Annotated in this window: 13 protein-coding genes and 1 pseudogene; 7 read left to right on the top strand and 7 right to left on the bottom strand. The window is 73.5% G+C overall.

The window, feature by feature from the left end; all coding sequences use genetic code 11:
• Positions 1 to 21 precede the first annotated feature (21 nt).
• Positions 22 to 810: a YidC/Oxa1 family membrane protein insertase gene (locus GA0070560_RS00315; protein ID WP_091289828.1), complete on the top strand. Its 789-nt coding sequence runs from the start codon at positions 22 to 24 to the stop codon at positions 808 to 810.
• Positions 811 to 874: 64 nt separating this feature from the next.
• Positions 875 to 2,278, top strand: a complete 1,404-nt coding sequence (locus GA0070560_RS00310) for a chitinase (protein ID WP_091289826.1) — start codon at positions 875 to 877, stop codon at positions 2,276 to 2,278.
• A gap of 62 nt (positions 2,279 to 2,340) precedes the next feature.
• Here the strand turns inward: GA0070560_RS00310 and GA0070560_RS00305 are convergent, their stop codons facing one another.
• The gene (locus GA0070560_RS00305) at positions 2,341 to 3,006 is read right to left on the bottom strand and encodes a DedA family protein (RefSeq protein ID WP_091289824.1); all 666 of its coding nucleotides are present in this window, start codon (positions 3,004 to 3,006) and stop codon (positions 2,341 to 2,343) included.
• Positions 3,007 to 3,211: 205 nt separating this feature from the next.
• On the opposite strand from GA0070560_RS00305, the gene GA0070560_RS00300 reads away from it, so the two are divergent.
• Complete coding sequence (locus tag GA0070560_RS00300; RefSeq protein WP_091289822.1) at positions 3,212 to 4,864, top strand: alpha-amylase family protein; 1,653 nt, start codon at positions 3,212 to 3,214, stop codon at positions 4,862 to 4,864.
• A 69-nt stretch (positions 4,865 to 4,933) separates the two neighbouring features.
• Complete coding sequence (gene fabG / locus GA0070560_RS00295; RefSeq protein ID WP_091289819.1) at positions 4,934 to 5,692, top strand: 3-oxoacyl-ACP reductase FabG; 759 nt, start codon at positions 4,934 to 4,936, stop codon at positions 5,690 to 5,692.
• Between the two features lie 191 nt (positions 5,693 to 5,883).
• Here fabG and GA0070560_RS00290 read toward each other — a convergent pair whose 3' ends face one another.
• Entirely contained in the window at positions 5,884 to 6,300 is a 417-nt protein-coding gene (locus GA0070560_RS00290; RefSeq protein WP_091289817.1) for a hypothetical protein, read from the bottom strand.
• Positions 6,293 to 6,688, bottom strand: coding sequence for a hypothetical protein (locus GA0070560_RS00285; RefSeq protein ID WP_170839225.1), 396 nt, complete (start codon positions 6,686 to 6,688; stop codon positions 6,293 to 6,295). The genes GA0070560_RS00290 and GA0070560_RS00285 overlap by 8 nt, the downstream gene beginning before the upstream one ends.
• Before the next feature lie 175 nt (positions 6,689 to 6,863).
• On the opposite strand from GA0070560_RS00285, the gene GA0070560_RS00280 reads away from it, so the two are divergent.
• Together GA0070560_RS00280 and erm are read left to right on the top strand one after the other, a co-directional pair.
• Complete coding sequence (locus tag GA0070560_RS00280) at positions 6,864 to 7,763, top strand: Gfo/Idh/MocA family protein (protein ID WP_170839249.1); 900 nt, start codon at positions 6,864 to 6,866, stop codon at positions 7,761 to 7,763.
• 472 nt (positions 7,764 to 8,235) lie between these two features.
• Positions 8,236 to 9,027 (top strand): annotated as a pseudogene (gene erm / locus GA0070560_RS00275) (ErmE/ErmH/ErmO/ErmR family 23S rRNA (adenine(2058)-N(6))-methyltransferase); the annotation flags it as partial.
• 118 nt (positions 9,028 to 9,145) lie between these two features.
• Here the strand turns inward: erm and GA0070560_RS00270 are convergent.
• Positions 9,146 to 9,337: a DUF2795 domain-containing protein gene (locus tag GA0070560_RS00270; protein WP_091289811.1), complete on the bottom strand. Its 192-nt coding sequence runs from the start codon at positions 9,335 to 9,337 to the stop codon at positions 9,146 to 9,148.
• A 105-nt stretch (positions 9,338 to 9,442) separates the two neighbouring features.
• Here GA0070560_RS00270 and GA0070560_RS00265 point away from each other — a divergent pair, with 105 nt between their 5' ends.
• The gene (locus GA0070560_RS00265) at positions 9,443 to 10,699 is read left to right on the top strand and encodes an erythromycin esterase family protein (RefSeq protein ID WP_091289809.1); all 1,257 of its coding nucleotides are present in this window, start codon (positions 9,443 to 9,445) and stop codon (positions 10,697 to 10,699) included.
• Between the two features lie 51 nt (positions 10,700 to 10,750).
• Here the strand turns inward: GA0070560_RS00265 and GA0070560_RS00260 are convergent, their stop codons facing one another.
• The 3 genes from GA0070560_RS00260 to pdxR all read right to left on the bottom strand — a co-directional run bounded on the left by GA0070560_RS00260 (position 10,751) and on the right by pdxR (position 15,105).
• Complete coding sequence (locus tag GA0070560_RS00260) at positions 10,751 to 12,928, bottom strand: MMPL family transporter (protein ID WP_091289807.1); 2,178 nt, start codon at positions 12,926 to 12,928, stop codon at positions 10,751 to 10,753.
• Between the two features lie 13 nt (positions 12,929 to 12,941).
• Positions 12,942 to 13,520 (bottom strand): TetR/AcrR family transcriptional regulator, encoded by a 579-nt coding sequence (locus GA0070560_RS00255; RefSeq protein ID WP_091290786.1) that lies wholly within the window; start codon positions 13,518 to 13,520, stop codon positions 12,942 to 12,944.
• A 178-nt stretch (positions 13,521 to 13,698) separates the two neighbouring features.
• Positions 13,699 to 15,105 (bottom strand): MocR-like pyridoxine biosynthesis transcription factor PdxR, encoded by a 1,407-nt coding sequence (gene pdxR, locus GA0070560_RS00250; protein WP_091289805.1) that lies wholly within the window; start codon positions 15,103 to 15,105, stop codon positions 13,699 to 13,701.
• Between the last annotated feature and the right edge of the window lie 7 nt (positions 15,106 to 15,112).

The following is a 15,112-nucleotide window of genomic DNA, read 5'->3' as shown; positions in this document are numbered from 1 at the left end:
GAATCGCCACCGAGGGGTCTCATGCTCGCCTTCTCTCCCGTGCACGACGCGGTGGGCGCCGCCGGCGCCGCCGTCACCTGGCTCGCCGGCGTGCTCGCACCGCTGACCGGCGGGGCCGCCACGGCCGCCGCCATCGTCCTGTTCACCGTCGCCGTCCGCCTGCTGATCTCGCCGCTCACCCTCGCCCAGGTCCGCGGGGAGCGGCGTCGCGCGGCGCTCGCCCCCGAGGTCCGCCGGCTCCAGCAGCGGTACGCCGACGACCCGGCGAAGCTCCAGCAGGAGTTGTTCGCGCTCTACCGGCGGGCGGGCGCGTCCCCGCTGGCGGGTTGCCTGCCGGCCCTGCTCCAGGCCCCGTTCTTCCTGGTCATGTACCGCCTCTTCGTCACCGGCGACGGCAGCGTCGGGCTGCTCGACGAGACGTTGGCCGGGGTGCCGTTGGGCTGGCACCTCGGCGACGGGCTCTCCGGGCCGGTGGTGGTGGTCTTCGGCGGGCTGCTGGTGGTGCTGCTCGGGTCGGCCTGGTCGCTGTCCCGGCGGGCGAAGCGGGCCCTGGCCGCGACCGGGACGGTGGCCGGCACGCCGACCGAGGGCCCCGGGGCGGCCGTCCTGGGCCGGCTGGTCCCGCTGCTGCCGTACGGGGTGGTGCCGGTGGCGCTGGTGGTGCCGCTGGCGGCGGTGCTCTATCTGGTCACCACCACCGCGTGGACCGTGCTGGAGCAGGTGGTGCTGCGCCGTCCCCGGCCACCGCACGTCGGCGTTCGTCGACAACTGCGGGCGGGGCCCGGAGAACCTCTGGACAGAAATAGTTAACAATCTTAATAATAGGGCGCCAGCGTCGACAACCATGGATCTTCATCTTTCCCCGGAGGGTCGCATGACGCGTTCCCGCTCACTGGTCATCTCCCTGGTCACCGTGCTCGCGGCGACCGTCGGCGCGGTCTGGACCGCGCTGCCCGCGTACGCGGCGGGACCCACCGCCACCTTCACCAGGACGTCCGACTGGGGCAGCGGCTGGGAGGGGAGGTACACCATCACCAACGGCGGGACCAGCACCGTCACCGGCTGGACCCTCTCCTTCGAACTGCCCGCCGGGACCACCCTCGGCACCTACTGGGACGCCCTGCTGACCAGCAACGGCCAGCGGCACACCTTCACCAACCGGTCCTGGAACGGCACCATCGCCCCCGGCGCCCAGGTCTCCTTCGGTTTCCTCGCCAGCGGCTCCGGCGTACCCGCCAACTGCCTGCTCAACGGCGCTCCCTGCGGCGACGGGACCGACCCGTCCCCGACGCCCACCACCCCCACACCGACCCCCACCGGCCCGTCACCGTCGCCGACCACGCCACCACCGACCACCACCCCGCCCCCGCCCACCGACGACCTGCCCCGGCACCTGCTCACCGGCTACTGGCACAACTTCGACAACCCCGCCGTCGAACTTCGGCTGCGCGACGTGCCCGGCGAGTACGACATCGTGGCGGTCGCCTTCGGCGAGGCCACCACCACCCCGGGCGCCGTCACCTTCGCCGTCGACCCGGGGCTGGCCGCCTCCCTCGGCGGCTACACCGACGCGCAGTTCACCGCCGACGTGCAGACCCTGCGGTCGCGGGGCAAGAAGGTGATCCTCTCCGTCGGCGGCGAGGCCGGCCGGGTCGCGGTCAACGACGCCGCCTCGGCCACCGCCTTCGCCGACACCGTGCACGCGCTGATCCAGCGGTACGGCTTCGACGGCGTCGACATCGACCTGGAGAACGGCCTGAACCCGACGTACATGGCCCAGGCCCTGCGCGCCCTGCGGGCGAAGGTGGGCCCGGGCCTGATCATCGCGATGGCCCCGCAGACCATCGACATGCAGAACCCGGCCGCCGGCTACTTCAAGCTCGCGCTGGACATCCGGGACATCCTCACCGTGGTCAACACGCAGTTCTACAACTCCGGGGCGATGCTCGGCTGCGACCAGAACGCCGCGTACCCGCAGGGGACGGTGAACTTCATCGTCGCGCTCGCCTGCATCCAGCTGGAGAACGGCCTGCGGCCGGACCAGGTCGGCCTGGGCCTGCCCGCCGGGCCGGGCGCGGCCGGCGGCGGCATCGTCGCACCGAGCGTGGTGAACGCCGCGCTGGACTGCCTGGCGCGTGGCACCAACTGCGGCAGCTTCCGGCCGCCGCGCACCTACCCCGGCATCCGGGGCGCGATGACCTGGTCGGTGAACTGGGACGTCAGCAACGGCAACGGCTTCGCCCGCACGGTCAAGCCGCACCTGGCCACCCTGCCCTGACCGGACCGACCGTCGGCCGGGTCGTCACCGTCGGTGGCGGCCCGGCCGAGGCCATGTCCGGATCAGCGGCCGGTGGGCACCGACTCCCGCCGGGCCCGCCGTCGACGCACCTTCTTCACCGCCCAACTGGCGATCATGAAGGCGAAGACCACGAAGATCGCGTAGTTGAACCAGCTGCTGTACCGGTCCACGTCCTCCCAGCGTGAGCCGAGCGCGTAGCCCAACCCGACGATCAGCGAGTTCCACACCCCACTGCCCAGCGTGGTGAGCAGGACGAACTCACCCGTCGGCATCCGGTTCGCCCCGGCCGGGACCGACACCAGGCTGCGGACCACCGGCACCACCCGGCCGATCAGCACCGCCCAGCGGCCGTACCGCTCGAACCAGCGGTCGGCCTTCTCCAGGTCGTCCAGGTCGACCAGGGGCAGCCGGTCCAGCCAGTGCTTGAGCCGATCCTCCCCGAGGGCGGCACCGACCCAGTAGAGCACCAGCGCCCCGGCCAGCGAGCCGGCCGTCGCGGCAAGCACGATCAGCACGAGGTTGAACCGGCCCTCGCTGGCCAGGTAGCCGGCCATCGCCAGCACGATCTCGCTGGGGATGGGCGGGATGATGCTCTCCAGGGCCACCAGGAAGGCCACCCCGAACGCGCCGAGCGAGTCGATGACCCCGGCCACCCACCCGGTCACCCCGCTGAACTGGTTCGGGTCGACGTTCTGGGCATGCGCCATGGGCGTCCTTCCGCAGGTGCTGCCGGGGATCGGAAGGTGGTACCCCCGCAGCCCTCGGCCACACCTCGCGGTGACCGCGCCCACCGATCGGCGTGCTCAGCCCTCCGGCGGCAGGGCGCGGTCGGCCGGCCCCGCCGTCAGCCGGCGATCGGGCCGGCGGGTCTTCACGTTTGCCGGGGCGGCCGATCGGAGACATAAGGTCGGCATGGGTGACAGGTGGTATTCCGAGGCGGTCGTCTACTGCCTCGACATCGACACGTACGCGGACTCCGACGGCGACGGGGTGGGTGACATCCGTGGGCTGATCGGCCGGCTCGACTACCTGGCCCGGCTGGGGGTGACCTGCCTCTGGCTGCACCCGATCCACCCGTCGCCCAACCGCGACGACGGCTACGACGTCACCGACTTCTACAACGTCGACCCCCGCTTCGGCACCCTCGGCGACTTCGCCGAGCTGCTGCACCAGGCGCAGAACCGGGGCATCCGCGTGATCATCGACCTGGTGGTCAACCACACCTCGGACGAGCACCCCTGGTTCCAGTCCGCCCGCTCCTCGCCCGACTCGCCCTACCGGGACTGGTACGTCTGGTCCGACCACGAGCCGGACGACCGACACCAGGGCATGGTCTTCCCCGGCGAACAGCACGAGACGTGGAGCTACGACCGGACCGCCAAGGCCTGGTACTACCATCGGTTCTACCGGTACCAACCCGACCTCAACATGGCGAACCCGAAGGTCCGCGAGGAGGTCAAGAAGATCGTCTCGTTCTGGCTCCAGCTCGGCGTCTCCGGCTTCCGGATGGACGCGGTGCCGTTCATCATCGAGCTGACCGAGCCGGGCAACCCGAACTCGCCCAAGGACTTCGAGTTCCTCACCGAGCTGCGCCAGCACGTGCAGTGGCGCCGCGGCGACGCCGTCCTGCTCGCCGAGGCCAACGTGGAGCCCGACCAGCTCCCCACCTTCTTCGGTGACGGATCCGGCTCCGGCAACCGCCTCCACATGCTCTTCGACTTCATGCTCAACGGGCGGCTCATGCTGGCCCTGGCCCGGCAGGACCCGGAGCCGGTGATCGAGGCGCTGCGGGACACCCCGACGCTGCCCACCGGCGGCCAGTGGGCCACCTTCCTGCGCAACCACGACGAGATCGACCTCTCCCGGCTCACCGCCGAGCAGCGCAACCAGGTGTACGCCGAGTTCGGCCCCGACGAGGAGATGCGGATCTACGACCGGGGCATCCGCCGCCGGCTCGCCCCGATGCTCGGCAACGACCGCCGGCGCGTCGAGCTGGCGTACGCGCTCCAGTTCTCGCTGCGCGGCACGCCGGTGCTGCGCTACGGCGAGGAGATCGGCATGGGCGAGGACCTGTCGCTGCCCGGCCGGCACGCCATCCGTACGCCGATGCAGTGGTCGTACAAGGAGAACGCGGGGTTCTCCACGGCGGAGCCGGAGAAGCTGGTCCGCCCGGTGATCGACAAGGGTGACTTCAGCTACCAGAAGGTCAACGTGACCGCCCAGCGCAGTGACCCGAAGTCGCTGCTGGCCTGGTTCGAGCGGATGATCGGTACGCTGCGGGAGGCCCCGGAGATCGGTTCGGGCTCCACCACCCACATCGACGTGCCGATGCCGCCGGGGGTGCTGGCGCACCGGGCCGACGGGCCCACCGGCACCATGATCTTCCTGCACAACCTCGGCACCGAGGACGTCGAGGTCGACCTGAGCTCGCTCGCCCCGGAGGCGGACCTGCCGATCGACGTCCTCACCGACCGGGGCTACGGCGAGGTGGGCAAGCTCGACAGCCTCAAGCTGGCCGGCTACGGCTACCGCTGGATCCGGCTGTGCCGGGGAGCCGCGTTCTGAGGCCGGGGCCGGCCGGCGTACCGCTGGGTTAAGCTCCTTCGATCGAGCCCAAGTTACCGGGAGGTAATCATGTCGGAGGAGCCCCGCGTCGCCATCGTGACGGGAGCCGCGCGCGGCATCGGCGCGGCCACCGCCCGCCGGCTGGCCGCCGACGGCATGGCCGTCGCCGTGGTCGACATCGAGGAGTCGGCGACCAAGGAGACGGTGGACGCGATCGTCGCCGCGGGCGGTCGCGCCCTGGGCGTCGGTGCCGACGTCTCGGACCGGGCCCAGGTGGAGGCCGCCGTGGCGCGGGTCGCCACCGAGCTGGGGGCACCGACCGTGCTGGTCAACAACGCCGGTGTGCTCCGCGACAACCTGCTGTTCAAGATGACCGACGGCGACTGGGACACGGTCATGGGCGTGCACCTGCGGGGCGCGTTCCTGTTCAGCCAGGCCGCGCAGAAGCACATGGTCGAGCGGAAGTGGGGCCGGATCGTCAACCTCTCCAGCACCTCCGCGCTGGGCAACCGGGGTCAGGCGAACTACTCCGCCGCCAAGGCCGGCCTGCAGGGCTTCACCAAGACCCTCGCCATCGAGCTGGGCCCGTTCGGCGTCACGGTCAACGCGGTCGCGCCGGGCTTCATCGTCACCGACATGACCGCCGCCACCGCCGCCCGGATGAAGGTCGACTTCGACGCGCTCCAGCAGCACGCCGCCTCGGAGATCCCGGTGCGTCGCCCCGGCCGCCCCGAGGACGTCGCGCACACCATCTCGTTCCTGGCCAGCGAGGGGGCGTCCTTCGTGTCCGGCCAGGTCATCTACGTCGCCGGCGGCCCCAAGGACTGACCCCGCCCCGCCCCACGCGTGCCGCGCGTACGCGGGGCGTCGCGTGCCGCGAATGGCCGCTCTTTCCCGGAAAGAGTGGCCATTCCGCGTTCCATGGCCACTCTTTCCGTGAAACTGCGCGGACGCCGGACCGGACGAGCCGGCGTGCGGGGGTCCGGCTCGGGTGCGGGGCGGCGGGTGGACGGGGAGGGTCAGCGGGTGGTGTGGCGGGTGCGCCAGAGCCAGAGCAGGCCCAGCACCGGCAGCACCAGCGGGATGTAGCCGTACCCGCTGCCGAAGCCCGACCAGACCGTCTCGTCCGGAAAGAGTTCGGGGTCGGCCAGGCTGAGCACGCCGACGCCGAGCACCCCGACCAGCTCCACCGAGCAGCAGGCGAGCGCGACCCGGCGGCCGGCGTGCCCGGCCCGGGCCAGCCCCACGGCGGCCACGATGTAGATCAGCGCCGCGAGCGCGGAGAGCAGGTACGCCACCGGCGCCTCGTCGAACCTCGTGGCGAGTTGGAGCGCGGCCCGCGAGGTCGCGGCGATCGCGAACAGGATGTAGACCGCGATCAGCAGCCGCCCCGGCCCGGAGTTGGTCGTCGGCGCCGAGGTGCCGGTGTCAGCCACCGGCGACCTCCCAGGTCTGCTGGAGCCGGACCACGACCACCGGCAGCACCAGGCAGACCGCGCAGACGATCGCCGAGCCCCAGCGGGTCGGTTCCATCTTCGCCAGCACCCAGGCCAGCGGCGGCAGGCAGACCAGCGTCACCAGGTAGCCGAAGAACGCGCCGGGCTCGCCCGGCCGCTCGCCGCCACCGAGCGCGACCAGCGCCACCACGGCCAGCGCGAGCAGCGCGACCTCCAGGACCGCGAGGCCGACGAACTGGAGGCGGTCCGGCGCGCGGTGGCGCACCGCCGCCACCAGGCTCCAGAGCGCGAGTACGAGCGACAGCACGATCGTTGCCGTCGCGAGGATCCCGTCCACCGGCGCTCCGGCTGAGGCTGCGCTGGTCATCGGGGGCATCCGGTCCCGGTCTCGGTCACCGGCACAGCCTACTAACCGTCGTAGTACTCGCCGTCGGCCGGTCGGTGCGTCCCGGCCACGTCGGCTGCGCCGGGGCGGGCCGGCGACTAGCGTGGATCACGGCCGCGGTGCCGCCGCGGCGGAGGACGACACCCGGGGGTACCTCGTGCTGCGGTTCGGCTTGTTCGGCACCGGCCACTGGGCGGCGGAGACGCACGCCGCGGCGATCGACGCGCACCCGCGTGCCGACCTCGTCGGGGTCTGGGGGCGCAACCCGGAGCGGGCCGCCGCGCTCGCCGACCGGCACGGCGTGCCGGCGTACGACGATGTCGACGCGCTGCTCGACGCGTGCGACGTGGTGGCCGTGGCGCTCCCGCCGGACGTGCAGGCCGACATCGCGGTACGCGCCGCCACCGCCGGCCGCCACCTGCTGCTGGACAAGCCGCTCGCGCTCAACCTCGCCGACGCCGACCGGGTGGTCGCCGCCGCGCAGCAGTCGGGGGTCGCCTCGGTGGTCTTCTTCACCCAGCGCTTCCACCCGAACGTCACGGGCTTCCTCGCGTCGACCGCCGCGGCGGGGGGCTGGCAGCACGCGCGGGCGACCATGTTCGCCTCCATCTACCAGCCCGGCAACCCGTACGGCGACTCGCAGTGGCGGCGGGAGCACGGCGCCCTGTGGGACATCGGCCCGCACGCGCTGTCGATCATCCTGCCGGTGCTCGGCCGGGTGACCCGGGTCGCCGCGATGGACGGGCCGGGCGGCCTGGTGCACCTGTTGCTCACCCACGACGGCGGCGCGACCAGCGCGCTCTCGCTCACCCTGGACTCGCCGCGCGAGGCGATGACCCGCGACGTCGTCTTCTTCGGGGAGAACGGCATCGAGACGGTCCCGCCGGGCGACGGCAGCGCGCTGACCGCCTTCGGCACGGCGATCGACCAGCTCGTCGAGGAGATCGACGCCGGCACCCGGGACCATCGCTGTGACGTGCGCTTCGGCCGGGAGGTGGTGGAGATCCTGGCCGCCGCCGAGGCCGCCCGCCGTGCCGGCCGCACCCTCGAACTCTGAAGGCCCGGGGAAATCCGTCGCCGACACGACGGCCGGTCGCTACGCTGGCCGCCATGTTCACGCATGCCCTGATCGAGGTGGCCGTCGCGCCGGCCGCGCGGGGCCTCCTCCAGGTTTCCCGTCCGCGAGTCCGGCGTCCGGCCCTGGCCGGCCGGGACGCCCACCGCGCCTGACCTGACCCACGCGCACCGCCGCCGGCCACCGGGCCGGCCGGTGCGCCGTGCACCGACCCGGTGCCGCCGTCCGCCTCCTGCCGAGCCTCGCCGTCGGGCTGGTCCTCGACCGGGGCGGACCGTCGCGTAGCCGGGTGCAGAGCGCTCTGCACCCGCCGACGCGACCCGGCGGCCGCCGCCGCGCGCCCGCGTCCCCACGCCGATCTCCAGGGTCGTCCGAGTCCCGATCCGCTCGGACAGGCCCGCCCGCGCGCCGCCTGTCCGGACCGTCGCCGACCGGCGACAGACAGGACGATCCCGTGGCGCCCCGCCGAACCCGTACCACCGCACGCGACCGGTCCCGTCGCGTGCTGTCCCAGAACTTCCTCGCCGACCCGGCCGCCGTCGCACGGCTGGTCCGGGCGGCCCGACTGTCCCCCGACGACCTCGTGCTGGAGGTGGGGGCCGGACGCGGTCAACTGACCCGCCCGCTCGCCGCCCGCTGCGGCCGGCTGGTCGCCTACGAGGTGGACCCGACCGTCGCGCCGGAGCTCGCCGCCGTCTGCGCGCAGCTGCCCCGGACCACCCACCGGCAGGCGGACTTCCTCACCACCGTCCCGCCCGACGAGACGTTCCACGTCGTCGGGAACATCCCGTGGTCACTGACTGCGGCGGTGGTCCGCTGGTGCCTGGCCGCGCCCGGCCTGCGAGCGGCGACCCTGCTCACCCAACTGGAGTACGCCCGCAAGCGCAGCGGCGACCACGGCCGGTGGAGCCGGCTGACCGTCCTCACCTGGCCGGAGCACCACTGGCGGCTGGCCGGGCGGGTACCCCGGACCGTGTTCCGCCCGGTGCCGGGGGTGGACGGCGGCATCCTGCGCGTCGAGCGCCGGGCCGAACCGTTGCTGCCCCCGGCGGCGCTGCCGGCGTACCGGAGGATGGTGGAGCTGGGCTTCGGCGGCGCCGGCGGCTCACTGGCGGCCTCACTGCGGACGGCCCATCGGCGCGCCCGGGTGGACGGGGCGCTGCGGGCCGCCCGGCTCGACCCGGCGACACCGGTCGGGCTGGTCTGGCCGGAGCAGTGGCTGGTGCTGTTCCGCCTGCTGCACGCCGCCGACCCGTACCCGTCCGATCCGGTGTCCGCGCCGAATGACCACCGTGCCGGCAGCAGGAGCGGACGGAGGGCCGGGCCGGACGACCCGCGGCGACACCGCCGGTGACCGGACGGCCTCAGGCGAGCGTGGCGAGCGACTCGTGCAGCTCCGCCGGGTCGTTGAACTGCTCCGCGGGCAGGGCCCGGAGCATCTGGAGGAGTTCCGTGCTGGCCCCGTTCTCCTGGGCCCACCGGACCAGGTCCTCGCGGGAGACCGGGTAGTCGAGCCCGGCCAGGTATTCCTGCAACTGCACCCCGGTGACGGTCATGCCGCCCGGCTACCCGCTCAGCCCGCCCCACACACGCCGCCCCCGCGACGGATGGCCCGCCGGGGCGGCGCGTTTGCCCGCCGGGCCGCCGGGGTAGCCGCTCGCATGCTGGTTCAGCGGCTCGGCGCGCCGAGCGACTTCGACCCGTTGCTGGCGCGTGTCCGGGGCGCCCGGGTGGTGATGATCGGCGAGGCCACCCACGGCAGCTACGACTACTACCGGCTGCGTGAGCAGCTCACCCGGCGGCTCATCGCCGAGCAGGGCTTCTCGTTCGTCGCGGTGGAGGGGGACTGGCCGGACTGCGACCGGGTGAACCGGTCGGTGACCGGCACGCCCGGCGGGGCGGCGGACCCGCGCGCCGCGCTGGAACGGTTCGAGCGTTGGCCCACCTGGATGTGGGCCAACGCCGAGGTGGACCGCTTCTGCCGCTGGCTGAAGGCGTGGAACGTCGAGCGTCCGGAGGGTGGGCGTGCCGGCTTCCACGGGCTGGACGTCTACAGCCTCTGGGAGTCCATGCAGGCCATCTTCGACTACCTGGGCGAGGAGGATCCGCGCTCGCTGGAGGCAGCCCAGGACGCCTACCGGTGCTTCGAGCCGTACGGCAAGCGGGTCGAGGAGTACGGCGCCGCGAGCCGGTTCGTCTCCGCCCGGTGCGAGGAGGAGGTGGTGCGTCTGCTGGCGCGTACCCGCGAACACGCCGTGTCGGACGGCCCGGCGGCCTTCGCGGCCTGGCAGAACGCGCAGGTGGTGGCCGGCGCGGAGCGCTACTACCGGGCGATGGTGCACGGCGGCCCGGAGTCGTGGAACGTCCGGGACATCCACATGGCCGACACCCTGGACCGGCTGCTGGAGCACTACGGCCCGGGCTCCCGGGGCATCGTGTGGGCGCACAACACCCACGTCGGCGACGCCCGGGCCACCGACATGACTGACGACGGCATGGTCAACATCGGCCAGCTGGCCCGGGAGCGGCTGGGCCCCGACGCGGTCGCGCTGGTCGGCTTCGGCAGCTACCGGGGCACGGTGATCGCCGCGCCGCGCTGGGGCTCTCCGGCGGAGGCGATGGTGGTGCCACCGGCCCGGGAGGGTTCGCTGGAGCGGCGGCTGCACGAGCTGATGCCGGAGCGGGCGGTGCTCGTCCTCGGCGGCGGCGACCAGCCGGAGTGGGCCACCGGCCCGCTCGACCACCGTGCCATCGGGGTGGTCTACGACCCGAGCTTCGAATCCTGGGGCAACTATGTGCCGACCCGGCTGGCCGACCGGTACGACGCGTTCATCTGGTGCGACGAGACCACGGCGCTGCACCCGCTGCCCGCCCTGACCGCGTTGGGCGAGATGGAGACCTACCCGGCGGGTGTCTAGGACGACGAACAGGGCCTCCGCCGGTGCGGCGGAGGCCCTGTCACGCGTCGGTCAGACGTTCGCGGGTTCCCGGTCGAGGTGGGCCCGCAGCCCTTCGCCCTCGACGTCCACGTTCGGCAGGGCCCTGTCCAGCCAGCGCGGCAGCCACCAGGCGGAGTTGTTGAGCAGCGACATCACCGCCGGGACGATGGTCATCCGGACCACGAACGCGTCGATGGCGACGCCGATGGCCAGCGCGAAGCCCATCGACTTGATGACCGGGTCGTCGAGGAAGACGAAGCCGCCGAAGACCGAGATCATGATCAGCGCGGCGGCGGTGACCACCCGCGCACCGTGGCCCATCCCGTTGATGGTGGCCTGGTGGGCGGTGTCGCCGTGCACGAAGTCCTCCCGCATCCGGGAGACCAGGAAGACCTCGTAGTCCATGGCCAGGCCGAACAGGATGCCGATGAGCAGGATCGGCAGGAAGCTGATCAGCGGGCCGGGGGTGTCCAGCCCGACCAGTTCGGCCAGGTTGCCCTGCTGGAACACCCAGACGGTGATGCCGAAGGTGGCGGCCACGGTGAGCAGGAAGCCCAGCGCCGCCTTGACCGGCACCAGGATCGAGCGGAACACCAGCATCAGCAGCAGGATCGACAGGCCGACCACGAGCAGCAGGTAGATCGGCAGCGCGTCGGAGAGCTTCTCGGAGACGTCGATGCCGATCGCGGTGACCCCGGTGAGCAGCACTTGCGCGCCGCCGATCGAGCCGACCTCCGCCCGGATGTCGTTGACCAGCGTCTCGGTGGCCGCGTCGGTCGGCCCGGTCTTCGGGATGACTCCGAGCAGGGCGGTACGGCCCGACGGGTCGACCTGCGGCGGGGCCACGGCCAGCACGTTCTCCGTACGCTGGATCAGCGCGGTCACCTGCGGCACGGCGGCCTGGGTGGTCTGCGGCGAGTCGGAGGTGACGACGACCGCGAGCCGGCCGGTGAAGCCCGGGCCGAAGCCCTCCCGGACCACGTCGTTGCTGACCCGTGCCGGGGTGCCCTCCGGCGCGGTGGCGGCGTCCGGCAGGGCCAGCCGCATGTCCTGGGCGGGCAGCGCGAGCAGGCCGAGGCCGAGCACGCCGACCAGGATGACCGGGATGCGCAGCTTCGTCACCCAGTGCGCCCAGCGGAAGCCGAAGCCGGAGCGGTCCTCCGAGCCGGTGGCGTCGGACTCGACCGCCTCGCGCCCGCGCAGCTTGCGGGGGAGCACCCGACGGCCGGCGAAGCCGAGCAGCGCCGGGGCGAGGGTGATGGCGACCAGCACCGCGACGGTGACCGTGCCGGCCGCGGCGAGACCCATCACGGTGAGGAACGGGATGTTGACCACGGCCAGGCCGGCCAGCGCGATGACCACGGTGGCGCCGGCGAAGACCACTGCGGAACCGGCGGTGCCCACGGCCCGGCCGACCGCCTCGTCCGGCTCCAGCCCGTCGAGCAGGTTCTGCCGGTGCCGGGAGGTGATGAAGAGCGAGTAGTCGATGCCGACCGCCAGGCCGAGCATCAGGGCCAGGATCGGCGCGGTGCTGGTCAGTTCGACGGCGCCGCTGAGGGCGAACAGGCCGGCCATGCCGACGCCGACGCCGATCAGCGCGTTGAGCATGGTCATGCCGGCGGCGACCAGCGAGCCGAAGGTGATGACGAGGACGATCGCGGCGACCAGCACACCCAGCGCCTCGGTGGAGCCGACCTCGGGCTCGGCGTTGAGCACCTCACCGCCGGGCGCGATCTGCCAGCCCTGTGTCTCGGCCTGCGCGCCGATCTTCTCGTACGCCTCGCGCTGGTCGTCGGTCACCGCGTCCGCGCCCTCGGCGAACTGCACCTGGATCAGGGCGTACCGGCCGTTGGGGGAGATCGCCTGGACCTGGAACGGGTCGACGGCACCGACCACGCCGGGCAGCGTGGCGGCCTCCTGGACGACCTGCCGGACGACGGCCTGCCCCTCGGGCGTGCCGAGTTGACCGTCCGCGGGGGCCTTGACCGCGATGGTGCCGGTGGCGCCGCTGGCCGCCGGGAACCGCTCGGCGAGCAGGTCGAGCGCCTGCTGCGATTCGGTGCCGGGCATGGTGAAGTTGCTCGCCGTCGGGCCCTTCAGCGTCGCCGCGGCGAGGCCGAGGCCGACGAGTACGACGAGCCAGGCGGCGACGACGAGTCGCCGGCGGCGCAACGAGGCCCGGCCGAGCCGGTACAGCAGGGTCGCCATCAGATCCTTGTCCTCAATCGTTGACGGGTGGGTCGAGTGGTGGTGGCGGGTCCAGCGGGGCCAGCGTCCGTCGGGCGATGGCCAGCAGGGCGGGACGCAGTTCGTCGTCGGGCACGTCCACGAACTCGGCGCACGCCTCGGAGATGCCGGCGAGCAGCACCAGGGCCGCGATCCGTGCCTCCAGCCGGTCGGTGTGCCCGGTGAGCGCGTCGATCAGCCGTTCGGAGATCCGCTGGACGTGCGCGAATGCCGGCTGCGCCAGCAGTTCGGGGAACTCGCCGCGGAGCAGGGCGATCTCGCGGCGGAAGCGCACCGCGAGGTCGACGAAGCCCTCCGCGCCGGCCCGTTGGGCGTCCGCCCCGTCGAGGGTGGCGAGCTGTTCGTCGAGCTGACGCAGCACGTCGAGCGGCTTCGCCATCAGCTCGGCGAGCAGGGCCTCCTTGTTGGCGAAGTGGTAGAGCACCGCGGCCTTGGAGCAGCCGACCTCCCGGGCGATGTCCTGCAACGAGGTGCCCTTGTAGCCGGTCACCGCGAACCGCCGTGCCGCGGCGGCCAGGATGTCGCCGTGCGTCTGCGGGGTCACGCGAGCCATGCCCACCAGCATGCCTGACCGATCGGTCAGATCCTGACCGATCGGTCAGAGCGATCGCGTGGCCTTCGCCACACGACGCTCAGTCGTCACCTGCGGCGTGCTGCCGGTCGAACGCCGCACGCGCCGCGCTGATCGCCATCCGGTGCCGAGGGCCGCCGCGCGGCTGCCGGGGTCGCGGTCAGCCCCGGCCGCCGGTGGTACGCAGCACGTCGGCGAGCACGTCCAGGGCGGCCCGGTACCGGTGCGCCGGTGCGGTGGCGTACCCGACGACCAACCCGGGCGGGCCGTCGCCGGGATGGTGCCGGTGCGCGTCCAGGCCGGCCAGCGCCAGCCCTCGGGCGCTCGCCTCGGCCAGTACCTCCACCTCGGCCGGCCCGTCCGGCGGCAACGCCACGGTGGCGTGCAGCCCGGCGGAGACCCCACCCACGGCCGCCCACCCGCCCAGGCGCTCCAGCAGCAGGTCGCGACGCTGCCGGTAGCGGCGGCGGACGGTCCGGACCTGCCGGTCGTACCCGTGGGTGGTGATCAGGTCGGCGAGGGCGAGCTGCCCGACCACCTCGGTCTGCACGTCCAGGTGCCGTTTGGCCTCCACCACCGGCTCGACCAGCCGGGCCGGCAGCACCAGCCAGGCCAGCCGCAGCCCCGGCCCCAGGGTCTTGGCCGCGGTGCCGACGTAGGCGACCTGCTCCGGGGCCATGCCCTGCACCGCGCCGACCGGCTGCCGGTCGTAGCGGAACTCGCCGTCGTAGTCGTCCTCCACCACCAGGGCGTCGGCGTCGCGTGCCCAGCCCGTCAGCGCGTGTCGGCGGGACGGGTGCAGGGTCACCCCGGTCGGGTACTGGTGCGCCGGGGTGACCACGGCGGCGGCGACGTCCGCCAACGCGCCGACGCCGAGCAGGTCGGCCCGCGCGCCCCGGTCGTCCACCGGCAGCGGCAGCACCCGGCCGCCCTGGCGGCGGACCACCTCCCGGTGGAAGGGCAGTCCCGGGTCCTCCATCGCCAGCACCGGCGGGCCGGTCCGGCGGAGCACGGTGGTGAGCAGGACCAGCGCCTGCGCGTACCCGGTGGTGACCACGATCCGCTCAGGGTCGGCGAGCACGCCACGGGCCCGGCCCAGATAGCCGGCGAGCGCGGTGCGCAGCTCGGGCCGTCCGCGCGGGTCGCCGTACCCGTAGGCGGTGGCCGGCGCGACGGCCAGCGCCCGGCGGGTCGCCCGCAACCAGGCGGTGACCGGGAAGGCCCCCACGTCGGGGCTGCCGGGCCGCAGGTCGTACCGGGGCGTGGCGGGGCCCGCCGGCCGGGCGGGGGAGGGCGGCGGGGCCTGCCGCAGCGGGCTCACCTCGGTGCCGGAGCCGACCCGGGCCACCAGCCAGCCCTCGGCGACGAGCTGGTCGTAGGCGGCGCTCACCGTGCCTCGGGCCAGGCCCAGCTCGGCGGCGAGCGCGCGGGTCGCGGGCAGCCGGGTCGACGGCGGCAGCCGGCCGTCCCGGATCGCCGCCCGCAGGGCACGTTCCAGGCCGGCCCGGCGCCCGCCGGTGGCGTCCAGCTCCAGGTGCAGGTCGACGCCGAAACCGGCCCAGTCCATCGGCACG

This window comes from Micromonospora halophytica (assembly GCF_900090245.1).
Taxonomy (GTDB): Bacteria; Actinomycetota; Actinomycetes; order Mycobacteriales; family Micromonosporaceae; genus Micromonospora; species Micromonospora halophytica.
This window is presented reverse-complemented; position numbering and strand designations above follow the sequence as displayed.